Origin of the sequence: Derxia gummosa DSM 723, assembly GCF_000482785.1 — a bacterium.
GTDB classification, from domain to species: domain Bacteria; phylum Pseudomonadota; class Gammaproteobacteria; order Burkholderiales; family Burkholderiaceae_E; genus Derxia; species Derxia gummosa.
The window spans coordinates 479,799-506,197 of record NZ_AXWS01000007.1 but is presented as its reverse complement, the minus strand read 5'-3'; the positions used below and the strand labels follow the sequence as shown (position 1 = coordinate 506,197).

At 61.5% G+C, this 26,399-nt stretch carries 24 protein-coding genes and 1 tRNA gene; 21 read left to right on the top strand and 4 right to left on the bottom strand.

Going from position 1 to position 26,399, the window contains the following annotated elements:
• Positions 1-2 precede the first annotated feature (2 nt).
• The 3 genes from H566_RS22635 to H566_RS0103380 all read right to left on the bottom strand — a co-directional run bounded on the left by H566_RS22635 (position 3) and on the right by H566_RS0103380 (position 3,387).
• The gene (locus H566_RS22635; protein WP_034410388.1) at positions 3-596 is read right to left on the bottom strand and encodes an RBBP9/YdeN family alpha/beta hydrolase; all 594 of its coding nucleotides are present in this window, start codon (positions 594-596) and stop codon (positions 3-5) included.
• Between the two features lie 34 nt (positions 597-630).
• Positions 631-1,647 carry a sulfate ABC transporter substrate-binding protein gene (locus H566_RS0103385; protein ID WP_034410386.1) on the bottom strand — a complete coding sequence of 339 codons (1,017 nt, stop codon included), beginning with the start codon at positions 1,645-1,647 and terminating at the stop codon, positions 631-633.
• A gap of 156 nt (positions 1,648-1,803) precedes the next feature.
• Complete coding sequence (locus tag H566_RS0103380) at positions 1,804-3,387, bottom strand: methyl-accepting chemotaxis protein (RefSeq protein WP_028310329.1); 1,584 nt, start codon at positions 3,385-3,387, stop codon at positions 1,804-1,806.
• 341 nt (positions 3,388-3,728) lie between these two features.
• On the opposite strand from H566_RS0103380, the gene rpsO reads away from it, so the two are divergent.
• The 21 genes from rpsO to H566_RS0103290 all read left to right on the top strand — a co-directional run bounded on the left by rpsO (position 3,729) and on the right by H566_RS0103290 (position 23,544).
• Entirely contained in the window at positions 3,729-3,998 is a 270-nt protein-coding gene (rpsO, locus tag H566_RS0103375) for a 30S ribosomal protein S15 (RefSeq protein WP_028310328.1), read from the top strand.
• 178 nt (positions 3,999-4,176) lie between these two features.
• Positions 4,177-6,294 (top strand): polyribonucleotide nucleotidyltransferase, encoded by a 2,118-nt coding sequence (gene pnp / locus H566_RS0103370; protein ID WP_028310327.1) that lies wholly within the window; start codon positions 4,177-4,179, stop codon positions 6,292-6,294.
• Between the two features lie 246 nt (positions 6,295-6,540).
• Entirely contained in the window at positions 6,541-7,284 is a 744-nt protein-coding gene (tpiA, locus tag H566_RS0103365) for a triose-phosphate isomerase (RefSeq protein WP_084544715.1), read from the top strand.
• Positions 7,285-7,332: 48 nt separating this feature from the next.
• Entirely contained in the window at positions 7,333-7,653 is a 321-nt protein-coding gene (secG, locus tag H566_RS27985) for a preprotein translocase subunit SecG (RefSeq protein WP_245591278.1), read from the top strand.
• A gap of 141 nt (positions 7,654-7,794) precedes the next feature.
• Positions 7,795-7,879, top strand: a tRNA-Leu gene (locus H566_RS0103360).
• 92 nt (positions 7,880-7,971) lie between these two features.
• Entirely contained in the window at positions 7,972-8,331 is a 360-nt protein-coding gene (locus H566_RS0103355; RefSeq protein WP_028310325.1) for an NADH-quinone oxidoreductase subunit A, read from the top strand.
• A 56-nt stretch (positions 8,332-8,387) separates the two neighbouring features.
• Positions 8,388-8,864, top strand: coding sequence for a NuoB/complex I 20 kDa subunit family protein (locus tag H566_RS27980; RefSeq protein ID WP_084544713.1), 477 nt, complete (start codon positions 8,388-8,390; stop codon positions 8,862-8,864).
• Positions 8,865-8,868: 4 nt separating this feature from the next.
• Positions 8,869-9,465: an NADH-quinone oxidoreductase subunit C gene (locus tag H566_RS0103350; RefSeq protein ID WP_028310324.1), complete on the top strand. Its 597-nt coding sequence runs from the start codon at positions 8,869-8,871 to the stop codon at positions 9,463-9,465.
• Position 9,466: 1 nt separating this feature from the next.
• Positions 9,467-10,720, top strand: a complete 1,254-nt coding sequence (locus tag H566_RS0103345; RefSeq protein WP_028310323.1) for an NADH-quinone oxidoreductase subunit D — start codon at positions 9,467-9,469, stop codon at positions 10,718-10,720.
• Positions 10,721-10,725: 5 nt separating this feature from the next.
• Positions 10,726-11,232: an NADH-quinone oxidoreductase subunit NuoE gene (gene nuoE / locus H566_RS0103340; RefSeq protein WP_034410379.1), complete on the top strand. Its 507-nt coding sequence runs from the start codon at positions 10,726-10,728 to the stop codon at positions 11,230-11,232.
• A gap of 4 nt (positions 11,233-11,236) precedes the next feature.
• Positions 11,237-12,550, top strand: a complete 1,314-nt coding sequence (nuoF, locus tag H566_RS27975) for an NADH-quinone oxidoreductase subunit NuoF (protein WP_084544711.1) — start codon at positions 11,237-11,239, stop codon at positions 12,548-12,550.
• 94 nt (positions 12,551-12,644) lie between these two features.
• The gene (nuoG, locus tag H566_RS0103335) at positions 12,645-14,990 is read left to right on the top strand and encodes an NADH-quinone oxidoreductase subunit NuoG (RefSeq protein ID WP_034410376.1); all 2,346 of its coding nucleotides are present in this window, start codon (positions 12,645-12,647) and stop codon (positions 14,988-14,990) included.
• Positions 14,990-16,048 (top strand): NADH-quinone oxidoreductase subunit NuoH, encoded by a 1,059-nt coding sequence (nuoH, locus tag H566_RS0103330; protein ID WP_034410374.1) that lies wholly within the window; start codon positions 14,990-14,992, stop codon positions 16,046-16,048. The genes nuoG and nuoH overlap by 1 nt, the downstream gene beginning before the upstream one ends.
• A gap of 28 nt (positions 16,049-16,076) precedes the next feature.
• Positions 16,077-16,565 carry an NADH-quinone oxidoreductase subunit NuoI gene (gene nuoI, locus H566_RS0103325; RefSeq protein WP_028310319.1) on the top strand — a complete coding sequence of 163 codons (489 nt, stop codon included), beginning with the start codon at positions 16,077-16,079 and terminating at the stop codon, positions 16,563-16,565.
• 38 nt (positions 16,566-16,603) lie between these two features.
• Complete coding sequence (locus H566_RS0103320; protein WP_028310318.1) at positions 16,604-17,230, top strand: NADH-quinone oxidoreductase subunit J; 627 nt, start codon at positions 16,604-16,606, stop codon at positions 17,228-17,230.
• Positions 17,231-17,271: 41 nt separating this feature from the next.
• Positions 17,272-17,577, top strand: coding sequence for an NADH-quinone oxidoreductase subunit NuoK (gene nuoK, locus H566_RS0103315; protein ID WP_028310317.1), 306 nt, complete (start codon positions 17,272-17,274; stop codon positions 17,575-17,577).
• Between the two features lie 16 nt (positions 17,578-17,593).
• Positions 17,594-19,612, top strand: a complete 2,019-nt coding sequence (gene nuoL / locus H566_RS0103310) for an NADH-quinone oxidoreductase subunit L (RefSeq protein WP_028310316.1) — start codon at positions 17,594-17,596, stop codon at positions 19,610-19,612.
• 11 nt (positions 19,613-19,623) lie between these two features.
• Positions 19,624-21,117, top strand: coding sequence for an NADH-quinone oxidoreductase subunit M (locus tag H566_RS0103305; protein ID WP_028310315.1), 1,494 nt, complete (start codon positions 19,624-19,626; stop codon positions 21,115-21,117).
• 11 nt (positions 21,118-21,128) lie between these two features.
• The gene (nuoN, locus tag H566_RS0103300) at positions 21,129-22,619 is read left to right on the top strand and encodes an NADH-quinone oxidoreductase subunit NuoN (protein ID WP_034410370.1); all 1,491 of its coding nucleotides are present in this window, start codon (positions 21,129-21,131) and stop codon (positions 22,617-22,619) included.
• Between the two features lie 10 nt (positions 22,620-22,629).
• Positions 22,630-22,953: a DUF2818 family protein gene (locus H566_RS0103295; protein ID WP_028310313.1), complete on the top strand. Its 324-nt coding sequence runs from the start codon at positions 22,630-22,632 to the stop codon at positions 22,951-22,953.
• Positions 22,954-23,544, top strand: coding sequence for an NUDIX domain-containing protein (locus H566_RS0103290; RefSeq protein ID WP_028310312.1), 591 nt, complete (start codon positions 22,954-22,956; stop codon positions 23,542-23,544). It begins immediately after the preceding gene.
• Between the two features lie 122 nt (positions 23,545-23,666).
• Here H566_RS0103290 and H566_RS0103285 read toward each other — a convergent pair whose 3' ends face one another.
• On the bottom strand, positions 23,667-26,354 hold the full coding sequence (locus tag H566_RS0103285) for a bifunctional acetate--CoA ligase family protein/GNAT family N-acetyltransferase (RefSeq protein ID WP_028310311.1): 2,688 nt from the start codon (positions 26,352-26,354) through the stop codon (positions 23,667-23,669).
• Positions 26,355-26,399 lie beyond the last annotated feature (45 nt).

Below are 26,399 nucleotides of genomic sequence, written 5' to 3'. Positions count from 1 at the left end.
CATCAGAGGGCAGTCCGGGGCGTGCGTGGCGGCGCGATGCCGCCGCGCGGCTCGGTCTTCCAGTCGATCTCGCGCCTGAGGGTTTCGAGATGCTTGAGACCCTCCGGCCAGTCGCCATGGCCGGACTCGGCGTTGATGTGGCCGACATTGTCCAGCAGAGTCAGCCGGCTGCCCCAGGCATCGGCATAGGCGTGGGCGCGGTCGGCGTGGCAGAACGGATCGTCGCTGCTGGCGATGAGCTTGGACACGAAGGGCAGGCGCTGCATCGGTACCGGCGCGAAGTCGGCCAACGGCTCGCGGTTGGCGGGATCGGCGGGCGCCACGAACAGCGCGCCCACCACCGGCGCCAGCGCGGCCGGCGGCAGATGCTGCACGGCGATGCAGCCGAGGCTGTGCGCCACCAGCACGACCGGCGCGCCGAGTTCGGCGATCTTCGCGGCGAGGGCGGCGACCCACACCTCGCGCTTCGGCTCGGCCCAGTCGACCGGTGCCAGCTCCAGCCGGCGGAAGGCGCGAAAGCGCGCCTGCCAGCGGCTCTGCCAGTGGTCCGGGCCGGAATCGCGCCAGCCCGGGACGAGGAGGACCTTGGTACGCATCGGTGGCGTCCTTGTTCTTCTTGCTGGCGCCGGCTCAGCGGCCGGGCGTGTAGAGCTGGTCGAAGCTCGCGCCGTCGGCGAAGTGGGCCTTGTGCGCCGCGGCCCAGGAGCCGAACACCTCGTCGAGCCTGAACAGCGTCACCTTCGGGAACTGCGCCGCGTACTTGGCCGCGACCTTCGGGTCCACCGGCCGGTAGTAGTTGTCGGCGATGATGTCCTGGGCTTGCGGCGTGTAGAGGAATTCGAGATACGCCTTCGCCACGGCGCCGGTGCCGCGCTTCTCGGTCACCTTGTCGACCACGGCCACGGGGGGCTCGGCCAGGATGCTGGTGGACGGCGCGACGATGTCGAACTTGTCGGGGCCGAGTTCCTTCAGCGCCAGCAGCGCCTCGTTCTCCCAGGCCAGCAGCACGTCGCCGATGCCGCGCTCGACGAAGGTGGTGGTGGCGCCGCGCGCGCCCGAGTCGAGCACCGGGACGTTCTTGAACAGCGCCTTGATGTAGTCGCGCGCCTTGGCTTCGCTGCCGCCCGGCTGGCGCAGCGCATAGCCCCAGGCCGCGAGGTAGTTCCAGCGCGCGCCGCCCGAGGTCTTGGGATTGGGCGTGATGACCGAGATGCCCGGCTTGATCAGGTCGCCCCAGTCCTTGATGCCCTTGGGATTGCCCTTGCGCACGAGGAAGACGACGGTGGATGTGTAGGGCGCCGAGTTGCGCGGCAGGCGCGACTGCCAGTTCTTCGCGACGATGCCGCGCTCGGCGATCTCGTCGATGTCGTAGGCGAGGGCGAGCGTCACCACATCGGCCTCGATGCCGTCGATGACGGCGCGCGCCTGCTTGCCCGAGCCGCCGTGCGACTGCTTGATGGTCACGTCCTGGCCGGTCTTCGCCTTCCATTCCTTGGCGAAGGCCGGGTCGATTTCCTTGTACAGCTCGCGGGTCGGGTCATACGACACATTGAGCAGCGTGACCGCGTCGGCGGCGAGGGCGGTCGCGGTGGCGGCGAGGCCGAGGGCGGCCGCGACGACGATCTTCTTGAGGTTCTGAAAGCGCATGGAAGGACTCCGGTCTTGATGGCCGGATCATGCGGAGCCGCTTTCAGACAACGAAGTTCTATCTGGCAAGTTCGAAACAACCGCCAGTTATGACGATGTCGGCTTGCCTGCCGGGTCGGTCAGTTGCCCGGCGCGGCAGGACTCGGCAACGCCGCTTCAGGCGCGGTCACGGCGCGAGTCGGCATTGCCGAGCCGCAGCACCGACATCGTGTCGCGCAGGCTGCGCGCTTGGTCGCGCAGCGAGTCGGTGGCCGAGTTCGACTCCTCGACCAGCGCTGCGTTGTTCTGTGTGGCCGCGTCGAGCTGCTGGATGGCTTCCGCCACCTGCGAGATGCCGAGCGACTGCTCGTCGGTCGCGCTGGTGAAGTCGGTGATGAGCGCGGCCACCTGACCGACGCGCTCGACCACGCCGCGCATGACGACGCCGGCGTCTTCCACCGTGCGCTCGCCCTCGTGCACCTTGGCCGATGATTCCTCGATCAGCGTCTTGATCTCGCGCGCCGCGCCGCTGGCGCGCTGGGCCAGTGCCCGCACCTCGCCCGCCACCACGGCGAAGCCCCGGCCCTGCTCACCGGCGCGTGCCGCTTCGACCGCCGCGTTCAGCGCCAGGATGTTGGTCTGGAACGCGATGCCCTCGATCACTTGGATGATCTCGCCGACCTTGTCGGACGAGCGGTTGATGTCGCGCATCGTCTCGATCATCCGGCCGACCGTCGCGCCACTCTCCTGTGCGGTCTGGTTGGCCTCGGTCACGAGACGCTTGGCGTCGCGCGAGCTGTCGGAGTTGTGCTGGACGGTGCTGCTGAGCTGTTCCATCGCTGCGGCGGTCTCTTCCAGGTTGCTGGCCTGGCTTTCGGTGCGCGCCGACAGGTCGGCCGTGCCGCGCGAGATCTGCTCGGTCACGGCGGCGAGGCTGTCGACCTCGTGCTGCATGTCGCCGCAGATGGCCTGGAGATTGACGTTGAGCTGGCGCAGCGCGCGGTGCAGGCCGCCGAGGTCGTGGTCCCGCCGCGCGGTACGGCGCACCGCGATGTCGCCGGCGGCCAGTCGGTTGGCGAAGCCGATCGCGCTGTGCACCGGCCGCACCACGCGCGCGCGCACCCAGGCCATCGCCGCAAAGCCGCCGGCGAGCTGGGCCAGCCCCACGGCCAGCGCCGTCTTCCAGTCGGCCATGAGCACCGCGACGATGACCGATACCGTCGCGAGCACACCCATTGCGGAGACGATCGGTGCCGCTACCGAGGTCTGGAAGCGCAGCAGCAGGCTGGCGCCCGGACGGTTGCTGATCACATGCCCGCCTTCGAGGCGCACGGTCGGGCGTCCGCGCGCGGCGTCGGCGCGCATGCGGGCGTAGAGGTTCTCAGCCTCGTCGATCTGCTCGCGCGTCGGCTTGGTCCGCACCGACACATAGCCTTGGATCTTGCCGCGCTCGAGGATGGGCGTGACGTTGGCGAACACCCAGTAGTGGTCGCCGTTCTTGCGGCGGTTCTTGACCATGCCGCACCACGGACTGCCGCTGCCGATCGAACGCCACATGTCGCGGAAGGCCTCGGGCGGCATGTCCGGGTGGCGGATCATGTTGTGCTCCTGGCCGATCAGCTCCTCGCGCGTGTAGCCACTGACCTCGATGAAGTTGCGGTTGCAGTACAGGATCCGGCTCTGTAGATCAGTAGTCGAAACCAGCGTCTGCCCATCCGGGTAGTCGTATTCGCGCTGGGTGATGGGCAGGTTGTTGCGCATGGGGACATGCCTTCCGGCAGGAAAGGTTCAGCAGTGGCGGCCTGATGACAACAACCAGGCCATGACAGGACGGAGATCAAGGTTCCTGCGAAGGCTAGTGCCACCCCCCATGACACCAACCCGGGAAAAGCGCTACAGAACGGCCGCTTTGCATGTCACAAGCTTTGGCTGCGACTTTGGCCGGTTTCGACTACACTGCGCGGTTTCCGTTTTCGGCCGTGGCCGGTCGAGGGCGGTCAATCGGCGCATTTGCCGGCTTTTTCGTTCAACACGGACCGTCCGCTGGGTGATCTGGGCCTGAAGCCCGATGACCTGCATGGTCCGCAAGTCAGGAGTCATCCATGTCCGTCGCTGATATCGACAAGGGCGCAATCGTCGCCGCCCACGCCCGTGCCGCCAACGACACCGGTTCCCCCGAAGTGCAGGTCGCGCTGCTCACCGCGCGCATCAACGAGCTGACCGGCCACTTCAAGACGCACATCAAGGATCACCACAGCCGTCGTGGTCTGCTCAAGATGGTGTCGCGTCGCCGCAAGCTGCTCGACTACCTCAAGGGCAAGGATCTTGGCCGCTACCGCGCCCTGATCGAGAAGCTCGGTCTGCGCAAGTAATCTTTTCCCCTCCCGGATCGCTTTCGGTGCATCGCACCAGTCCGGCCGAAGCCCGCTGCGGTGTTCCGCTGCGGGCTTTTTGCATTGGGCTGACGCGTTTGTCCCGACGCTGATCCGGCGTTTGCAGGTGCGCACCGCGGCGCACGGAATTCCGCGGGTTTAGCGAAAGGAAACAGACGTGTTCAACAAGGTCACCAAGGAATTCCAGTACGGTCAGCACAAGGTCGTGCTCGAGACCGGCGAGATCGCGCGCCAGGCTTCCGGCGCCGTCGTCGTCAACATCGAGGACACCGTGGTGCTCGCGACCGTGGTGGCGGCCAAGAAGGCCAAGCCCGGCCAGGATTTCTTCCCGCTGACGGTCGACTACATCGAGAAGACCTATGCCGCCGGCAAGATCCCGGGCGGCTTCTTCAAGCGTGAAGGCAAGCCGAGCGAGAAGGAGACGCTGACCTCGCGTCTCATCGACCGCCCGCTGCGCCCGCTGTTTCCGGACGGCTTCTACAACGACGTGCAGGTCGTGATCCACGTCCTGTCGGTCAACCCCGAGGTTGATCCCGACATCGCCGCGATGATCGGTTCGTCGGCTGCGCTGGCCATCTCGGGCATTCCGTTTAACGGCCCGATCGGCGCCGCGCGTGTCGGTTACATCGACGGCCAGTACGTCATCAACCCGACCGCCTCGCAGCTCAAGCAGTCCAAGCTCGACCTCGTCGTCGCCGGTACCGAAGCGGCCGTGCTGATGGTCGAGTCCGAGGCCGACCAGCTGCCGGAAGACGTGATGCTCGGCGCCGTCGTGCACGGCCACGAGCAGATGCAGAAGGTCATCGACGCGATCCACGAACTCGTGCGCGACGCCGGCAAGCCCGAATGGGACTGGAAGCCCGCGCCCAAGAACAAAGTGCTGGTTGCCCGCGTCGCCGAACTGGGCGCCGCGCCGATCCGTGCCGCGTATGAAATCCGCTCGAAGCAGGAGCGCAGCACCAAGCTGAAGGAAATCTATTCGGCCGTGAACGCCGCGCTGGCCGCCGAAGCCGCCGCCGCCGGCACCGCCGCACCGAGCGAAGTCGATGTCGGCAACCTGCTGTTCGACCTCGAAGCCAGCACCGTCCGCAGCCAGATCCTCGCCGGCGAGCCCCGCATCGACGGCCGCGACACGCGCACCGTGCGCCCGATCGAGATCAGCACCGGCGTGCTGCCGCGCACCCACGGCTCGGCGCTGTTCACCCGCGGCGAAACGCAGGCGCTGGTCGTCGCGACGCTCGGCACCAAGCAGGACGAGCAGATCATCGACGCGCTCATGGGCGAGTACCGCGATCGCTTCATGCTGCACTACAACATGCCCCCGTTCGCGACCGGCGAGACCGGCCGCGTGGGCACGCCCAAGCGCCGCGAAATCGGCCACGGCCGTCTGGCCAAGCGCGCGCTGATCGCCGTGCTGCCGAGCGATTCCGAGTTCAGCTACTCGATGCGCGTGGTGTCGGAGATCACCGAGTCGAACGGTTCGTCGTCGATGGCCTCGGTGTGCGGCGGCTGCCTCGCGCTGATGGATGCCGGCGTGCCGCTCAAGGCGCATGTCGCGGGCATCGCGATGGGTCTGATCAAGGACGGCAACAAATTTGCCGTCCTGACCGACATCCTCGGCGACGAGGACCACCTCGGCGACATGGACTTCAAGGTAGCAGGCACGACCTCCGGCGTGACCGCCCTGCAGATGGACATCAAGATTCAGGGCATCACGAAGGAAATCATGCAGGTCGCGCTGGCCCAGGCCCGCGAAGCCCGCCTGCACATCCTCGACAAGATGCAGTCGGCCGTGGGCGGCGCCCGCACCGAGCTGTCGGCCTTCGCGCCGCGTCTGCTGACCATCAAGATCAACCCGGAAAAGATCCGCGACGTGATCGGCAAGGGCGGCGCGACGATCCGCGCGCTGACCGAGGAAACCGGCACGCAGATCGACATTCAGGATGACGGCGTGGTCACGATTGCGTCGGTCGATGCCGCCGCCGGCGAAGAAGCCCGGCGTCGCATCGAGGCGATCACCGCCGACGTCGAAGTCGGCGCGATCTATGAAGGAACGGTGCTCAAGCTGCTGGACTTCGGCGCGATCGTTCAGGTGCTGCCGGGCAAGGACGGTCTGCTGCACATCAGCCAGATTGCCAAGGAGCGCGTCAACGCCGTCACTGACTACCTGAAGGAAGGTCAGCAGGTTCGCGTCAAGGTACTCGAAGCCGACGAAAAGGGCCGTCTGCGCCTGTCGATGAAGGCCATCGCCACGGACGAGGCGACGTCGGCCTGATCGGTCGGCGGGAATGGCCGCTTGCCGGGCCATTCCCTCGCGCGATCCTGCGAAATCTGACTGCTGGCTTATGCGCGTTGTCCCACGTTGACGAGGCAACGGTACCGCGCTAGCGGCCTGTTGCGCTCGCTATAATCCGCCGCCGCATGTAACACGATGCGTGACTGCTCCTCGAAGCGGCCATGCCGGTGATGTGCCTCCGATCTCGAATACTTACCTCGAAGCCGGCTTGGTCGGCTTCCATCGATGCCAAACATGAGCCGCGCACGCTGGGTAGTCGGAAACTGGAAAATGAACGGCTCGATTGCCGCGAACGAGGCATTGCTTGCCGCCGTGCGCGAGCTGCCGCGAATCGGGGCCAATGTTGGCGTTTGTGCGCCTTACGTCTATCTGCCGCAGGCAGTGCAGGCGCTGGACAAAAGCGCGGTCGTCGTCGGTGCCCAGGACCTGAGCGCGCATGCCGCGTCGGGCGCCTTCACCGGGGAAGTGTCGGGTGCGATGCTGGCCGAGGTGGGTGTGCGTCAGGTGATCGTCGGTCATTCGGAGCGCCGCCAATACCATGGCGAGACTGACGAGATCGTCGCTGCGAAAGCGCTCGCCGCGCTGGGTGCTGGATTGGTGCCTATCGTCTGCGTCGGCGAAACGCTGGTCGAGCGCGATGCCGATCAAGCCTTCGAGGTCGTGAATCGTCAGCTGGGTGCGGTCATGGCGGCGCTCGGCGAGCGCATCAATGAAGTGCTGGTTGCCTATGAGCCCGTCTGGGCAATCGGCACCGGCCGTACCGCGAGTCCGGAGCAAGCGCAGGAGGTCCACGCCTCCATTCGCGCCAAGCTCGGTAGCGCTGGCGCGGTCGTTCCGGTTCTGTACGGCGGGAGCGTCAAGGCCTCGAATGCTTCCTCGATTTTCGCCATGTCCGATGTCGATGGTGGGTTGATCGGCGGCGCATCCCTGGTCGCCGGCGATTTTGCGGCGATTGTTGCCGCGCTCTGATCGGCGATCGAAAGAGTTCTGGAGTTATTGGTAATGCAAACGGTCGTAATGATTCTTCAACTGGCTGCTGCGATTGCGGTCATCGTTCTCGTGCTGCTGCAGCACGGGAAGGGTGCAGATATGGGTGCCGCATTCGGCAGTGGCGCCTCGGGCAGCCTTTTTGGTGCCACAGGGTCCGCAAACTTCCTGAGCCGTTCCACGGCGGTCGCGGCTGCCGTCTTCTTCGTCTGCACTCTCGTGCTGGCGATGATTTCGAACAGCGGTGATTCGGCGACGGGTGGTGTGATGTCGGGCGAGACCGGTGCGGCAATTCAAGTGCCTGCCGCAAGCGAGCCTGTTGTGCCAAAAACTACGGATATCCCCAGGTAGTCGAGGGGAAAGCGTCTGCGGCTGGTGCGAGGCAGAAAAAGACGCTATTATCTATTGCTCTTTCAGCGGTCGACGCCGCAGACACCTCAGTCTAGAAGTTTCCAGGCGTCATTCAACCCGCTCCTCGTAAGCAGGACACGTGCCGACGTGGTGAAATTGGTAGACACGCTATCTTGAGGGGGTAGTGGCGAAAGCTGTGCGAGTTCGAGTCTCGCCGTCGGCACCACAAGTCAATCGTCGCATCTTGCCAGCTAGGCAATGGTCGCAGCGACGAATTCAGTTCACCTCCCTTTCTCCCGCCCTCGCGGCTGCGTGATCGTGAACCTGCAAAGCTATTTCCCGATTCTTCTCTTCATTCTCGTCGGCGCTGCCGTCGGGGTTGGTCCCTTGCTGGCGGGTGCTCTCCTTGGTCCGCATCGCCCCTACGCTGAAAAGCTGTCGCCCTACGAGTGCGGTTTTGAAGCATTCGAGGATGCTCGGATGAAATTCGACGTTCGCTACTACTTGGTGGCGATTCTCTTCATCCTTTTCGACCTGGAAATCGCCTTTCTGTTTCCTTGGGCTGTTTCGCTTGGGGAAATCGGCCGTGTCGGGTTCTGGACCGCAATGATTTTTCTCGGCGTCCTGACTGTCGGCTTCGTCTACGAATGGAAGCGCGGCGCGCTTGACTGGGAGTGACTCTGCGGCGTGCTCCCGAATGCGGAGCGCGTGCGGAACTAAACGAGGTGTGATGTATGAGCATCGAAGGCATTCTCAGCGAAGGCTTTGTCACGACGACCGTTGACAAGCTCATCAATTGGGGCAAGACCGGCTCCTTGTGGCCAGTGACTTTTGGACTTGCCTGTTGCGCTGTTGAAATGATGCACGCCAGCGCTGCACGCTATGACCTGGATCGATTCGGCACTTTCTATCGTCCGAGTCCTCGTCAATCGGATGTGATGATTGTTGCCGGCACGCTGTGCAACAAGATGGCGCCGGCGTTGCGCAAGGTCTATGACCAGATGGCGGAGCCCCGCTGGGTTATCTCCATGGGATCCTGCGCGAATGGTGGTGGCTACTACCACTATTCCTATTCAGTGGTGCGGGGGTGTGATCGGATTGTGCCGGTTGACATTTACGTTCCTGGGTGTCCTCCGACTGCTGAGGCGCTGATTTACGGCGTGCTGCAACTGCATCAGAAGATTCGTCGTACCAATACGATTGCGCGTTGACGCCATGACCAAGATCGAAAGGCTGCATGAGACATTGCAGCAAGTCCTCGGAACCGCGATCGCCAATAGCAAGGTTACACTCGGTGAGGTGACCATCGAGTTGCATGCCAGTCAGTATCTGGCGGCAATGACGACATTGCGCGATCACGAATTGCTGAAATTCCAGCAATTGATCGATCTCTGTGGGGTGGACTACTACAGCTATGGAAATGCGCCTTGCGAAGGGCCGCGATTTGCTGTCGTCAGTCATCTCTTGTCCGTCAAGTACAACTGGCGTGTGCGGGTTCGTGTCTTCGCTGCAGATGACGATTTTCCGTCCATTGCTTCCGTGGTCGATGTCTGGAGTTCCGCCAACTGGTTCGAGCGAGAGGCGTTCGACTTGTTCGGGATCATCTTCGAAGGTCATTCGGACCTGCGTCGGATTCTTACGGACTACGGCTTCATCGGACATCCTTTCCGCAAGGATTTTCCGGTGTCAGGGTATGTGGAAATGCGATACGACCCTGAGCAGCGTCGTGTGATTTATCAGCCTGTCACGATCGAGCCGCGGGAAATCGTTCCGCGCATCATTCGTGAAGAAGCGTACGGTCAGGGGCGCTGAAATGGCAGATATCAAGAATTACACGCTCAACTTTGGTCCTCAGCACCCGGCAGCACACGGTGTCTTGCGCCTAGTCTTGGAACTGGACGGTGAAGTCATCCAGCGCGCTGATCCTCATATCGGCCTTCTTCATCGTGGCACCGAGAAGCTGGCTGAGAACAAGACTTTTCTCCAGAGCGTTCCTTACATGGACCGACTGGATTACGTCTCGATGATGTGCAACGAGCACGGTTACGTGCTCGCTATTGAAAAGCTGCTGGGCATCGAGGTTCCGCTGCGGGCGCAATACATTCGCGTGATGTTCGACGAGATTACTCGTCTGCTGAATCACCTCATGTGGCTTGGCGCGCATGCCTTGGATGTGGGCGCCATGGCTCCCTTCCTGTATGCATTTCGGGAACGCGAAGATCTCTTCGACATGTACGAAGCCGTTTCTGGCGCACGCATGCACGCCGCCTATTACCGTCCCGGTGGTGTCTATCGCGATCTTCCCGATGAAATGCCCAAGTACAAGGCATCGAAGGTTCGCAACGAACAGGCCGTGAAGGAACTGAACCGAAATCGTGAAGGTTCGCTGCTTGATTTTATCGAGGACTTCACGAATCGGTTTCCGATCTATGTCGACGAATACGAAACACTGCTGACCGAGAATCGTATCTGGAAGCAGCGTCTGGTCGGTATTGGTGTTGTCTCGCCCGAGCGAGCATTTCAGCTAGGCTTTACTGGTCCGCTTCTTCGCGGGTCGGGTATCGAATGGGACTTGCGGAAGAACCAGCCGTACGAAGTCTACGATCTTCTGGATTTCGACATTCCCGTCGGTACCAACGGCGATTCCTACGATCGCTATCTGGTTCGTGTCGAAGAAATGCGGCAGTCGAATCGCATCATCAAGCAATGCGTGGAATGGCTCCGCAATAATCCCGGTCCGGTGATCACGCAGAACCATAAGGTGGCTCCGCCGAAGCGCGCAGGAATGAAGTCCAATATGGAGGATCTCATTCACCACTTCAAGCTGTTCAGTGAAGGCATGCATGTGCCTGAAGGTGAGGCCTACGCGGCAGTGGAGCATCCCAAGGGTGAGTTCGGCATTTACCTGGTTTCGGATGGTGCCAACAAGCCGTATCGACTGAAAATCAGGACGCCTGATTACGTGCATCTTTCGTCGCTCGATGAAATGTCGCGTGGTCACATGATCGCCGACGCGGTAACGATCATCGGCACGCAAGACATCGTTTTTGGCTCCATCGACCGGTAATTGGCATGAGCGCTGTTCCGAATTCTCCTCGACTGCTGAGTGACGACGCCTATCGCATGATCGATAGGGCGCTTGCAAAATACCCGGCAGACCAACGACTGTCAGCCGTAATGGCTGCATTGGCAATTGCTCAGCGAGAGTTGGGTTGGTGCTCGCAGGCTGTCATTGACGAGATTGCTGCCTATATCGGCGTCATGCCAATGGCCGTGTGGGAGGTCGCGACCTTCTACAACATGTTCAATACCAAGCCGGTGGGCAAGTACAAGATCACGGTCTGTACCAATCTTCCGTGCGCTCTTTCGGGTGGTGAGCATGCGGGTCAGGTGCTGCGGAGGAAGCTTGGTATCGACTACAAGGAAACGACGGAAGACGGTCGCTTCACCTTGATCGAAGGTGAGTGCATGGGCGCCTGTGGCGACGCACCGGTCATGCTCGTGAACAATGAGCGTATGTGCAGTTTCATGACCGATGAGCGGATTGATGGTCTGCTGGCCGAATTGAAGAAGGACTGAGGCAATGAATTACGCTCCGACTTCGGTGACTAGCATTCATGATCGTCACATTTCGCCGCAAATCCTTGCGGATCTGGATGGCGACAACTGGCGCCTGGCCGATTATGAAAAGCGCGGTGGCTATCAAGCCCTGCGCAAGGTTCTGGGTTCGATGACCCAGGATCAGGTGATTGCAGAATTGAAGGCCTCCGCCTTGCGCGGCCGTGGTGGTGCGGGTTTCCCCACTGGCCTCAAGTGGAGCTTCATGCCGCGCACCTTCCCCGGTCAGAAGTATCTCGTCTGCAATACAGATGAAGGTGAGCCTGGAACTTTCAAGGACCGCGACATCCTCAGATTCAATCCCCATATCGTCATCGAAGGCATGGCGATTGCCGCCTTCGCGATGGGAGTCACCGTTGGCTACAACTATATCCACGGTGAAGTCTGGGAAGTCTACGAGCGCTTCGAAGAGGCACTCGAAGAGGCGCGCGCGGCTGGTTATCTCGGCGACAACATCTTCGGTTCCGGTTTCAATTTCCAGTTGCATGCGCACCATGGTTACGGCGCATATATCTGTGGTGAGGAAACTGCACTGCTCGAATCGCTGGAAGGCAAAAAGGGTCAGCCTCGCTTCAAGCCTCCCTTTCCTGCCAGTTTTGGTTTGTATGGCAAGCCGACGACAATCAACAATACCGAGACCTTCGCTGCCGTTCCGTGGATCATCCGAAATGGCGGCGATGCCTATTTGGCGACTGGCAAACCGAATAACGGTGGAACCAAGATCTTCTCGATTTCCGGAGATGTAAATCGGCCGGGAAACTATGAGATTCCCCTCGGTACTCCGTTTGCCAAATTGCTTGAGCTTGCCGGCGGTATGCGCGAAGGCAAGAAGCTGAAGATGGTCATTCCGGGTGGTTCTTCGGCACCGGTCGTGCCCGGGGACATGATGATGGAATGCACCATGGATTACGACTCGATTGCCAAGGCGGGATCGATGCTGGGATCAGGTGCTGTCATCGTCATGAACGAAACCCGTTGTGCAGTGAAGTCGCTGGAGCGTCTTTCCTATTTCTATTTCGAGGAAAGCTGTGGCCAATGCACTCCCTGCCGCGAAGGCACGGGTTGGTTGTATCGGATGGTTCATCGGATCGAGCACGGTGCCGGACGAATCGAAGATCTGGACGAGCTGGATCGTGTGGCTGGGAACATCATGGGCCGGACAATCTGTGCGCTCGGTGACGCGGCAGCGATGCCTGTTCGCGGATTCATCAAGCATTACCGCGACGAATTTGCGTATCACGTCGAGCACAAAAAGTGTCTTGTGCCCCCGTACGTATAACGAACGATTGATTGCCCGCTAGTGGCGAATATTCCGGCGGTCGCAGGTTTTTTAACAGCGACCGGAGTTGAGAACGGATTAGGTAAGGACTCGCATGAGCGCAGTCGACGGTCAGGGCGTAGAAGTCGAAATCGACGGGGCCAAGGTAGTGGTGGCACCCGGTGCGATGGTCATGGAGGCTGCCACCAAGGCGGGCGTCTACGTTCCTCATTTCTGCTACCACAAGAAGCTGACGATTGCGGCGAACTGCCGGATGTGTCTCGTTGAAGTCGAGAAGAGTCCCAAGGCAGTTCCGGCCTGCGCGACCCCGGTGACGCCGGGCATGATCGTGAAGACCAAGAGCGCAAAGGCAGTGGCGGCGCAGAAGTCCGTCATGGAGTTTCTGCTCATCAATCACCCGCTCGATTGTCCGATCTGCGACCAAGGTGGCGAATGCCAATTGCAGGATCTGGCTGTTGGTTATGGCGGTACCGGTTCGCACTATCAGGAAGAAAAGCGCGTCGTCTTTCATAAGCCGATGGGGCCGCTCATTTCCGCCGAGGAAATGACCCGATGCATTCATTGCACTCGCTGCGTGCGATTCGGTCAGGAAATTGCCGGTGTGATGGAACTCGGCATGGCCAATCGAGGCGAACACTCCGAGATCATGACGTTTGTCGGGCGCAGCGTTGATAGCGAGTTGTCCGGCAACATGATCGACCTTTGTCCGGTCGGTGCCCTGACCAGCAAGCCTTTCCGTTACAGCGCTCGTACCTGGGAATTGGCACGTCGACGCTCGGTTGCGCCGCATGACAGTCTCGGCTCGAACATCGTCGTGCAGGTCAAGGGTGGGGCGGTGAAGCGCGTTGTGCCCTTCGAGAACGAGGAAATCAACGAGTGCTGGCTTTCGGATCGCGACCGGTTCTCGTACGAAGCGCTTGACTCCGAGCAGCGTCTCTTGAAGCCGATGATTCGTCGCGCTGGTCAGCTCGTCGAAGTGGAATGGGACGAGGCCATTGCGGCGGCGGCCGAGGGTCTGAGCAGCGCGAAGGCCAAGCGTGGCGCTACGTCGATCGGTTTCGTCGGCAGTACAAGTTCGACCGTCGAGGAACTCCACCTGCTGCAGAAGCTCGCCAAGGCCTTGGGTAGCAATGCAATCGAGGCTTGCACCCGCATTTCGGATGCTGCGCTTGCTCCGGCGCTGTCTGGTGCGCCTTGGCTGGGCCTGCCGATCGCTGATGTGAGCGGTCTCGAATCGGTCTTCGTCATTGGCAGTTATCTGCGCCGTGAACAACCGCTGCTTGCCGCGCGGCTGCGTTCGGCCGCGCGGCAAGGTCTCGTCGTGTCGGCGCTTGGCGCACTCGACGAGGATTGGCTCATGCCGGTGGAGACACGCATCGTGGCGACGCCGTCAGCTTGGCTTGGCCAGATCGCAGTAATTGCCCGCGCGGTGGCTGAGGCGAAGCAGGTTGCGTGTCCCGCCGAGTTTGCGCAGACCCAGCTTTCCGATTCTGCGGTGTCAATTGCCGGTTCCCTCATGTCAGGTGGCAAGACCGCGATCTTTCTCGGCAATGCCGCCATACAGCATCCCCAAGCCAGTGCGCTCTGGGCTGCGGCGCAATGGATCGCCGACCAGACTGGTGCGGTTCTTGGCGTGCTGTCGGAAGGTGCCAATGCCGTGGGTGCCCACCTCGTCGGCGCGACCGGCGCGAGCGCCAATCTTTGGAATGGCAAGCAGTCTTCCTACGTTCTGTTCAACACCGAGCCCGAGCTCGACAGCGCCGATGGCGTCAAGGCAGCCGCAGCGTTGTCCAGCGCCGACTTCGTACTGGCGCTGACGCCTTTCAGGACGGCTGCGTTGAACTACGCAAGTGTGGTGCTCCCGATCGCGCCGTTCACCGAGACGTCCGGCAGCTTCGTGAACGCCGAAGGTCGTGTGCAGTCCTTTGCCGGCGTTGTCCACCCGGCAGGCTCGGCGCGTCCGGGCTGGAAGGTGTTGCGAGTGCTTGCGAACGCGCTCGAACTTGGTGGGTTCGATCAGGTTTCGACGGAAGTCATCCTGACCGAGGCTCTCGGTGACATCGCACAGGTTGGGACTCGCCTGGGCAATCGGATAAAGGCTCCGCTCGTGGCACCGACCGCAGCGCAGGCCTTGATGCTGGAGCGCGTGTCGCCCGTGGGCGGCTATGCCAGCGATTCGATCGTGCGTCGTGCGCCTTCGCTGCAGCTTACTCGTGAAGGCAAAGCCGTACATGTGCTGGCCGCGAGCCCGGTGCTGCTGGAGCGCATGGGGATCGCCAGCGGCGACAAGGTGCGGGTGCGGCAGGGCAATGCCTCTGTTGAATTGACCGCGAACGCTGACGCGGCAGTGCCGGATAACGCGGTGGTCGTGCTTGCCGGCCATCAGGCCACGGCGGCGATCGGTCCGCTTTTTGGCGAAGTGACCCTGGAGCGGATGTGATGGAAGCCATCGAGAACTTTGCCCAGGCTTGGCCCGGGCTGTTCCTTTTGATCAAGTCGATGCTTGGCATCCTCGCGATCGTTCTCCCCATTCTCGGCTGCGTCGCCTATCTGACGCTCTGGGAGCGGAAGATGATCGGCTGGATGCATGTGCGCGTCGGCCCCAACCGTGTGGGCTTCTTAGGTCTGCTCCAGCCGATCGCCGATGCGGTCAAGCTGATCTTCAAGGAACTGATCATTCCGGCGCAGGCTGACAAGGCGCTCTACCTGATCGCGCCGATCGTCGTGATGATGCCGGCATTGGCGGCTTGGGCCGTGATTCCGTTCGGCCCCGAACTGGTGCTGTCGAATATCAACGCCGGATTGCTGTATGTGATGGCAATCACGTCGATTGGCGTTTATGGCGTCATCCTCGCCGGCTGGGCTTCCAATTCTAAATACGCATTCCTTGGTGCTCTGCGCGCTTCGGCTCAGATGGTTTCGTATGAACTGGCGATTGGCTTCGTGCTGCTCACGGTTCTGATGGTGTCAGGCACGCTCAACATCTCGGGCATCGTGCTGTCGCAGGACCGTGGTCGTTTCGCCGACATGGGCCTCAATTTCCTTTCCTGGAATTGGCTTCCGCTGTTGCCCCTGTTCGTGATCCACGTGATTTCGGCCGTGGCGGAAACCAACCGCCATCCGTTCGACGTTGTGGAAGGCGAATCGGAAATCGTTGCCGGTCACATGGTCGAGTATTCGGGCATGGGCTTCGCGGTGTTCTTCCTGGCGGAATACGCCAACATGATTCTGTTGTCGGCACTTGCCGCAATCATGTTTCTGGGAGGCTGGCTGCCGATCGTAGATTTTGCGCCGTTCAATCTGCTCCCAGGCTGGCTCTGGTTGTTCGTCAAGACTTTCTGCGTGGTGTCGCTGTTCGTGTGGTTCCGCGCTTCGTTCCCGCGCTACCGCTATGACCAGATCATGCGTCTGGGCTGGAAGATCTTCATTCCGCTCACGCTCGTCTGGCTGATCGTGGTGGCGATCTGGATGCAGACGCCGTGGAATATCTGGGCCTGATGCGCGACGAAAGATAGGCGAGGACTTCATGGAAGCAATCAAGGACTTCCTCAGCAGCCTGATGCTGAAGGAATTGTTCAAGGGACTGGCACTGACCGGGCGCTACATGTTTGCGCGCAAGGTCACTGTTCTTTTCCCGGAAGAGAAGACGCCGCAATCGCCGCGTTTCCGCGGCCTGCATGCGTTGCGCCGTTATCCGAACGGTGAAGAGCGCTGCATTGCCTGCAAGCTGTGCGAAGCGGTCTGTCCGGCAATGGCGATTACCATCGAATCCGATCAACGCGAAGACGGCACTCGCCGCACGACCCGCTACGACATCGATCTCTACAAGTGCATCTTCTGCGGATTCTGCGAAGAAAGCTGTCCGGTTGATTCGATCGTCGAAACCGGACATTTCGAGTATCACGGTGAGGTCCGCGGCGATTTGTATTTCACGAAGGAAATGCTGCTTGCCGTGGGTGATCGTTACGAGGCTGATATTGCGGCCGCGCGTGCTAAGGATGCTCCGTACCGCTGAGGCAGGCGACGGCTCCGCTCTGGGATCAAGTTCAAGTCATGGAATTCAAGAACCTGCTGTTTTGGGTGTTCTCGGCTGTGCTGATGTTTTCGGCCACCCGAGTCATCACCGCACGCAATCCGGTACATGCAGTCCTGTATCTCGTGCTGGCGTTTTTTAATGCCTCCGGCATCTGGCTGCTGCTTCAGGCGGAGTTTCTCGCGATCACCCTCGTGCTCGTCTACGTGGGCGCGGTCATGGTGCTGTTCCTGTTCGTCGTGATGATGCTCGACATCAATACAGACAAGTTGCGGATGGGCTTCAGAAAGAATCTGCCGCTTGCAATCATCGTCGGATTGGTCGTGGCGATCGAAATGTCGGCGGTGATTTACAACTCTTTCGATGTCGTCGATGCCACTTGGCCTGCAGCGGCGGCTGACAACTACAGCAATACGCGTGAACTCGGAAAGCTGATGTACACCGAGTACGTTTATCCAATTGAAATCGCTGCTCTGATCCTGCTCGTGGCGATGGTATCGGCCATCGCATTGACGCTGCGTCACCGCAAAGACAGCAAATATCAGAATGCAGGCGACCAGGTGGCAGTTACCAAGAACCAGCGTCTGCGCATTGTGAAGATGGCTGCCGAGCCCAAGGCTCGGGCTGACAAGTCGGCGCAAGGCTGACCGGTTCGGATGCATCGAATGAAAATAATCGGGAGCCTTCCTTGCTGACCCTCACGCATTACCTGGTGCTCGGCGCCTTACTTTTTGCGATCAGCATCGTCGGGATCTTTCTCAATAGAAAGAACGTGATCGTGCTGTTGATGGCAATAGAGCTGATGCTGCTTGCCGTCAACATGAATTTCGTGGCCTTTTCGCATTTCCTCGGCGATTACTCGGGTCAGATATTCGTGTTCTTCATTCTCACCGTGGCGGCTGCGGAATCCGCAATTGGCTTGGCGATTCTTGTTGTGCTGTTCCGGAATTTGAGCACGATCAACGTAGAGGATCTCGATCAGCTGAAGGGCTGATTCGGGCAGAACGAAAATGGACCTCAAATCTCTGCTACTTGTAGTCCCGCTCGCGCCATTGGCCGGGTCGGTGCTTGCCGGATTGTTCGGCAAGCAAATCGGACGGGCTAATTCGCACCGGGTGACCATCCTGGGTGTCGCCATCGCGGCCGCCATTGCGCTCTACGTTCTGAATCTTGTCCTGAGCTCGCCGGCAGGCATTCCGCTGTTCAACGACACGATTTACACCTGGGCAATGCTCGGTGATCTCAAGTTAGAAGTTGGATTTCAAGTCGACAGCCTGACAGCCACCATGATGGTAGTCGTGACTTCGGTGTCGCTGATGGTGCATGTCTACACGATCGGCTACATGGAAGAAGATCCTGGCTATGCCCGCTTCTTCAGCTACATCTCGCTGTTCACTTTCTCGATGTTGATGCTCGTGATGAGCAACAACTTCCTCCAGCTCTTCTTCGGCTGGGAGGCGGTGGGTTTGGTTTCTTATCTGCTGATTGGTTTCTGGTATACCCGGCCGACAGCGATCTACGCCAACCTCAAGGCATTTCTCGTCAACCGTGTGGGTGACTTCGGCTTCATTCTCGGCATTGGTCTAATTCTGGCGAATGCCGGCACCATGAATTACGCGGAGCTGTTTGCCAAACTCCCGCAGATAGCCGATGCGAAGATCGAATTGTTCGCCGGTCATCCCTGGTCGCTCATCACGGTGTCGTGCATCTGCCTGTTCATCGGCGCGATGGGCAAGTCGGCCCAGTTCCCACTGCACGTGTGGCTGCCCGATTCGATGGAAGGTCCGACGCCGATTTCCGCGCTGATTCACGCGGCGACCATGGTGACGGCCGGTATCTTCATGGTGTCCCGCATGTCGCCGCTGTTCGAACTGTCGACCACGGCACTGTCCTTCGTGCTCGTGATCGGTTCGATCACCGCGCTGTTCATGGGTTTCCTGGGCATTGTCCAGAACGACATCAAGCGCGTGGTCGCGTATTCGACGCTGTCCCAACTCGGATACATGACGGTTGCCCTCGGCCTGTCCGCCTATCCGGTTGCGATCTTCCACCTGATGACCCACGCCTTCTTCAAGGCGCTGCTGTTCCTCGCGGCGGGCTCCGTGATCATGGGCATGCACCATGATCAGGACATCCGCCACATGGGCGGCCTGTGGAAGCACATGAAGATCACGTGGTTCACATCCCTCATAGGTTCGCTTGCGCTGATTGGCACGCCCTTCTTCTCGGGTTTCTATTCGAAGGATTCGATCATCGCGGTGGCGATGGAATCGCATGTGCCGGGTGCCGGTTTTGCCGCCTTCGCCGTGATCGTGGGCGTATTCGTCACCGCCTTCTATTCGTTCCGGATGTTCTTCCTGGTCTTCCATGGGAAGGAGCGCTTCCACGATCTCCACCATGATCATGACGATCATGGTCACAATGATCATCACGGCCCTCTGCAGCCGCACGAATCGCCGCTGGTTGTCACGCTGCCGCTGATCGCGCTTGCGATTCCGTCTCTGTTCATCGGTGCGATCGCACTGAAGCCGCTGCTGGTCGGTCATTACTTCGAGAGCGTGATCACGATCGATCACCACGCTCACCCGGCCTTCGAGGAATTCGTCAAGGCGGATGCCGAGCACGGCTGGCTTGCAATGGGCATGCACGCCTTCACCAGCCTTCCGTTCTGGCTGGCGCTCGCCGGTGTCGGCACTGCGGCGTATTGCTATCTGATCAATCCGGCAGTGCCGGCCTGGTTTGCACGCACCTTTGCCCCGATCCGGGTGGTGTTCGAGAACAAGTATTTCCTCGATCGATTCAACGAGATTGTCTTTGCCGGAGGCGCGCGCGCAATCGGTTCGGTGCTTTGGCGAGTCGGTGACGTCAAGTTCATTGACGGACTGTTCGTGAATGGAAGCGCCAAGCTTGTCGGCTGGTTTGCTTCGGTCATTCGGTATCTCCAGTCGGGCTACATCTACCATTACGCGTTTGCAATGATCGTCGGCGCAGTGGGTTTGATGACCTACTTCCTGTTCATGCCCAAGTAAAGAACAAGCCCATGCAGTCAGTTCCCTTGTTAAGTCTTTCGATCTGGACGCCGATTGTCTTCGGTCTTGTCCTGCTCGCGATTGGCAGTGACCGAAATGCGGCGATTGTTCGTGCAGTAGCCTTGCTGGGCTCGCTGGTGGGTTTGGCATTCGCGCTGCTGATGCTGCCGGGTTTCGATGTTTCTTCCGCCGCGCCGCAATTCGTCGAGCGCGCGCCTTGGATCACCCGCTACAACGTCGAGTACTACCTGGGCGTGGACGGCCTGTCGTTCTGGTTCGTTCTGCTGACGGCATTCACCACCGTGATCGTGGTGATTGCCGGCTGGGAGGTCATCCAGGAGCGGGTCGCGCAATACATGGCCGCCTTCCTGATTCTTTCGGGATTGATGATCGGCGTGTTCTGCGCCCTCGACGGAATGTTGTTCTACGTGTTCTTCGAAGCGACGCTGATCCCGATGTACGTGATCATCGGTGTCTGGGGCGGACCGAATCGCGTCTACGCGGCATTCAAGTTCTTCCTCTACACGCTGCTGGGTTCACTGCTGACGCTGATTGCGCTGATCTATCTGTATTTCGCCGCTGACCACAGCTTCGACATCCTGGCCTGGCACAAGCTGCCGATTCCGCTGTCGGCGCAGATCCTGATCTTCCTGGCCTTCCTCATGGCCTTCGCGGTGAAGGTCCCGATGTGGCCGGTGCACACCTGGCTGCCCGATGCCCACGTCGAGGCGCCCACGGGCGGCTCCATCGTGCTGGCCGCGATCATGCTGAAGCTGGGTGCCTACGGTTTCCTGCGTTTCTCGCTGCCCATCGCGCCGGATGCCGCGCATTACCTGTCGAACTTCATGATCACGCTGTCGCTGATCGCGGTGGTCTATATCGGCATGGTGGCACTGGTCCAGAAGGACATGAAAAAGCTGGTGGCTTACAGCTCAATCGCCCACATGGGTTTCGTGACGCTGGGTTTCTTTGTCTTCAATTCGATGGCCGTCGAAGGCGCGATTGTCCAGATGATTTCGCACGGCTTTGTCTCGGGTGCGATGTTCGCCTGCATCGGTGTGCTTTATGACCGCATGCACTCCCGTCAGATCGCCGATTACGGCGGCGTGGTGAACACGATGCCCAAGTTTGGCGCGTTGTTCCTGCTGTTTGCGATGGCCAATTGCGGTCTGCCGGCAACCTCCGGTTTCGTCGGCGAATTCATGGTGATTCTAGGTGCCGTCCAGTTCAATTTCTGGATCGGCCTGCTGGCAGCAACGACGCTGATCTTCGGTGCCGCCTATTCGCTGTGGATGTACAAGCGCGTGGTGTTCGGTGAAGTGGCAAATGACCATGTACGCGAACTCACCGACGTGAATTCCCGCGAATTCTTCATGCTCGGTCTGCTCGCGGCGTTCACGCTGCTGATGGGCCTGTATCCGAAGCCCTTCACCGATGTAATCCATGCCTCGGTCGTCGATCTGCTCGCGCATGTCGCGCAGTCGAAGATCCCGGTCGCACAATAAGGCTAGACGCGATGAACGTCCCGGCAATCAATGTTTCGGTGTTCGCTCCGGAACTCGCTCTAATGCTTTCGATCGGCATCATCCTGATCGCCGATCTGTTCGTGCCCGAGAAATCGCGCACGATCACCTATGCACTTGCCCTGCTGGCGGCAGTCATCGCCGGCGCGCTCGCGGCGACCGGAATCGGCGCGGAGACGGCAACCACTTTCGGCGGAATGTTCATTTCCGACCCGATGTCGTCTCTGCTCAAGGTGTTTGCATCGCTCGCGACCTTCACCGCCTTCATCTATTCGCGGCAGTACGCTGCCGATCGCGGCTTCATGAAGGGCGAGTTCTATGTACTCGGTCTGGCCTCGCTGCTTGGCCAGATGGTGATGATCTCCTCGCACAACCTGCTGGTGATTTACCTCGGCCTCGAACTGATGTCGCTCGCTCTGTACGCGCTCGTTGCCCTGCGCCGCGATTCCGTTCAGGCGACGGAAGCCGCGATGAAGTACTTCGTGCTGGGTGCACTGGCTTCGGGCTTCCTGCTCTACGGTATCTCGATGATCTACGGCGGTGCCGGCTCGCTCGACCTGGCTGAGATCGCCAGCGCCGCCGCGAGTGACCAGATCAACGAAGTCGTGATGGTGTTCGGCGCGGTCTTCCTAGTCGCCGGCATCGCCTTCAAGCTCAGCGCGGCGCCCTTCCACATGTGGGCGCCCGACGTGTACGAAGGCTCGCCCACCGCCGTCACGCTGCTGATTGCCGGTGGCCCGAAGCTTGCCGCCTTCGCGATGATCATGCGTCTGCTGGTGGATGGCCTCGTGCCTTTCGCACCGGACTGGCAACAGATGATCGGCGTGCTTGCCGTCGTCTCGCTCGCGGTCGGCAACCTGACCGCGATCGCCCAGACCAACATCAAGCGCATGCTGGCCTACTCGGCCATCGGCCAGATCGGTTTCATGCTGCTCGGCTTCATGTCGGGCGTCGTTGTCGGCGCCACGCCGGAATCGGTCATCAGCGCCTACAGCGCGTCGATGTACTACGCGATCGTCTACGTGATCACGACGCTCGGCAGCTTCGGCGTGCTGATGCTTCTGGCGCGCAAGGATGGCGATGCCGGCTTCGACTGCGTGCAGATTGACGATCTCAAGGGCTTGAACCGCCGCTCGCCCTGGATGGCGTTCGTGATGTTGCTGCTGATGTTCTCACTCGCGGGCATTCCGCCGACCGTGGGCTTCTACGCCAAGCTTGCGGTGCTGGAAGCCGCGATCGCCGCCGACCATCTCTACGTTGCCATCTTCGCGGTCATGTTCTCGCTCGTCGGCGCCTTCTACTACCTGCGTGTCGTGAAGGTCATGTACTTCGATGAGCCGACGCACAACACGCCGATCCAGGCGCCCGCAGATGCCAGTCTCGCGCTTGCCCTCAACGGTGCGCTGATCCTGTTGCTTGGCCTGTTCGGCGACGGCCTGATGCTGGCCTGCCTGCACTCGATCAAGCTCGCCATTCCGGGCTGAGCCCGAAGCAATGAGTCAGGAAGCAGGCCTCTGGTTGGTGGTGGCGATCGGATTCGCCGCCGCCAATCTGCCGTTCGTGAACGATCGCGTGTTTGGTCTTCTGCCTTACGCGCGTGTACGGTCGGCAATCAAGCCATTCTGGTTCCGGGCAATCGAACTGCTGCTGCTTTACGGTCTGTCGCTCGTCCTCGGGCGCGCGATCGAAGGGCGTTTTGGCCCGGCCTCACCGCAGGAATGGCAGTTCTACGCGGTAACGGCCTGCCTGTTCGTCGTCGCGGCCTATCCCGGATTCGTTTTCCGTTATCTGCGCCGCAAGCCGCAGCAGGGAGCCTGAATGACGAACCCCAGCGATCCGCGCCTCGAAAAGAGCGATCCCAAGCTCGATGAGGCTACGGTGTCCAGCGAAATCGTCTTCAGTGGGCATTTCCTCAAGGTGCGTCGCGATGTGGCGCGCATGCCCGATGGCAAGACCACGACGCGCGAGCACATCCTGCATCCGGGTGCAGTGATGATCGTGCCGATGCTCGACGACGGCCGACTGGTGCTGGAGCGCCAGTTCCGCTATCCGCTTGGTCGCGTCTTTCTCGAGTTTCCGGCCGGCAAGATCGATCCGGGCGAGGCGATGCAGGTCTGCGGCGAGCGTGAACTGCTGGAGGAAACCGGCTATCGCGCGCGTGAATGGGTGCGGCTTGGCGCGATCAACAACGCGATCGGCTACAGCGACGAAGTCATCGAGATCTGGCTCGCGCGCGGGCTGGAGGCTGGCAGCAACCAGCTCGATGAGCACGAATTTCTCGAAGTGATCGCCGTCAGCCTCGACGAGTTGCTCGGCTGGATCCGCAGCGGCGAGGTCACCGACGTGAAGACCATCGTCGGAGCGTACTGGGCCGAGCAGTTTCTCGCGGGCAAGTGGCCGGCTGACTGACATCGGTCAGCATCGCAAGCCGGGTAGGGGCTGACGGATCCGGGCTACAGACCCGGGCTCCAATCACGTCGTCCCGCTCGATGCCCCGGACCGACGACGCGGTGTCGAGCGCGCGGTGCCATCTAGAGCGTTCGGCTCACGAGCATGAACTCCGGATCATCGGCATAGGTCTTGACCGAGAAGCCGAGGTCGCGCATCAGCTTGAGCATCTTGTCGTTTACCGCGAGCACTAGGCCGTCGATCTCGGTCAGGCCGCGCTGGCGCGCCGTGTCCATGATCGCGTGCATGAGGCGCCGGCCGAGGCCCATGCGGGCGTAGTCGTCGGCCACCACCAGCGAGAACTCGCAGCTCGTCGAATCGGGGTTGGTGATGTAGCGCGACACGCCGATCACCCGTTCCTCCTCGATGGTGTCGCCGTTCTCGTCGGTGTGCTTCTCGATCGCGACGGCGGCCAGCGCCATTTCGCGGTCGTAGTCGATGAGCGTGAAGCGCGCCAGCATGCGCGCCGACAGCTCGCGCATCGCCGACGCGAAGCGCATGTAGCGGCTTTCGGACGACAGCTCGCGCACGAAGCGCTGGAGCATCTCGGCGTCATCGGGCTTGATCGGGCGCAGCAGGCATTCGGCGCCACCCGGCAGCATCCAGTGCTGCTCGCAATTGGCGGGGTAGGGCAGGATCGCCAGATGCTGATAGGCGTGCGTCGGATGGGCGGCGGGCTCCAGCGCGATGCGGGCATCGACCGCGACCGCGCCGTGCTCGTCGACGATGAGCGGATTGATGTCCATCTCGGCCAGCTGCGGCAGCTCGCAGACCATTTCGGACACGCGCAGCAGCACGCGCTCGATGCTGTCGATGGCCACGGCGGGCGCGCCGCGCCATTCGCCAAGCGTCTCGGCCACGCGCGCGCGTTCGATAAGCCGGTGCGCGAGGAACTGGTTGAGCGGCGGCAGTTCCGTCACGCGGTCGCGGATCAGTTCGACCATCGTGCCGCCCGCGCCGAAGGTGATGACCGGCCCGAAGGGTGCATCGCTCACGAGGCCGATGAACAGCTCGCGCCCGCGGTCCTTGCCCGACATGTTCTGGATCGTGATGCCGTTGATGCGCGCGCCCGGGCAGGCCTTGCGCACCGTTTCCATCATGCGCACGTAGGTGTCGCGCACCTGCACCGCGTTCAGGATGTTGAGCGCCACGCCCTGCACGTCGGACTTGTGCAGCACGTCGGGCGAATCGATCTTTAGCGCGACCGGATAGCCGAGCTGGTTAGCGATCAGGATGGCCTGGTTGGGCGAAGTCGCGAGCATCGTGCGCGTGACCGGGATGTGGAAGGCCGACAGCAGCGCCTTCGATTCCATCTCGGTGAGGGTCTTGCGCCGCTCGGCCAGCACGCTGTCGATGAGCAGTCGCGCGCCCTCGACATCCGGATCGGCCAGCTCGCTCAGCGGCGGCGGTGTCTGCATCAGCAGCTGCTGGTTCTCGTAGTACGAGGCGATGTTGTGGAAGGCATCGACCGCCGCTTCGGGCGTGCGGAAGTTGGCGATCGAGGCCGCACTCAGGATGCGGCGCGCTTCGCCCACCGTGTCGTCGCCCATCCAGGTCGCGATCAGCGGCTTGCCGAGCTTGCGGTTGGCCTCGGCCACGGCGGTGGCGACTTCGGCCGGATCGACGCCGGCCTTGGGTGTGTGGATGACGACCACGCCGTCGATGTCGCGCTCCTGCGCGGCGGCTTCGAGCGCGACGCGATAGGCGTCGCCAGGAGCGTCCTCCGACAGGTCGATGATGTCGCTGATCGAGGCCTGCGGCGGCAGGCGCGACTTGAGCGGCTCGAACAGCTCGGCGCCGATCAGCCCGAGATGCAGGCCCAGCTCGTTGATCCAGTCGGCCGCCAGCACGCCCGGTCCGCCGCCGTTGGTGATGATCGCGAGCCGCTTGCCCGCCGGCCGGTAGCGCGATGCCAAGCATTTGACTGCCGAGAACAGCTGCACGAAGGAGCGCACGCGCACCGCGCCCGCGCGCCGCAGCGCCGCGTCGAACACCTCGTCGCTGCCGACCAGCGCGCCCGAATGCGTGCGCGCCGCCACGCCGCCCTGCGACGCTTCGCCGAAGCGCACATGCCCCGCCTTCAGCACCACAACCGGCTTGGCGATCGCCGCCAGCCGCAGCGCGCTCATGAAGCGGCGCGCGTTCGAGATGCCCTCGAAGTACACGACGATGCTCTGCGTCGCCGGATCGTTGCCGAAGAAGTCGAGCATGTCGGCCATGTCGAGCGCCGAATCGCGCCCCACCGAGGCCACGCCCGAGAAGCCGATGCCGTTGCGCAGCGCCCAGTCCAGCACCGCCGCCGTGATCGCGCCCGACTGCGAGATGAAGGCCAGCGAGCCGCGCTGGGCCAGCTTGCCGGCGATGCTCGCGTTGAGCGAGATGCCCGGGCGTTGCAGGCCGAGGCTGTTCGGCCCGAGCAGGCGGATGCCGAGCCGGCGCGCCGTTGCCACCAGCGCCTGTGCCGCCTCGCCATGGATGCCCGAGCCGAGGATGACCGCCGTGCGGCATTCCACCCGCCCCGCGAGCCGCAGGCCGTCTTCGACTTCGTCGGCGGGCAGGGCGATGAGCGCGAGGTCGAAGCGGCTGTGGCTCAGCTCGCCGAGGACGACGCTTTCGTCGTCGCCGTACACGATCTCGCCGGTGTAGCCGCCGCTCGACAATGCGTCGACCAGGGCTTGGCCGGGCGCGGGCCGCTTGCCGTCGATTTCCTTGCCTGCGAGCACAAGAATCGACTTCGGCGCGAAGAGCGCGTTGAGGTAATGCTGGTCCATGACGGATCTCGTTCTGGAGGTGACTCGGCCAGCATAACCATGCGG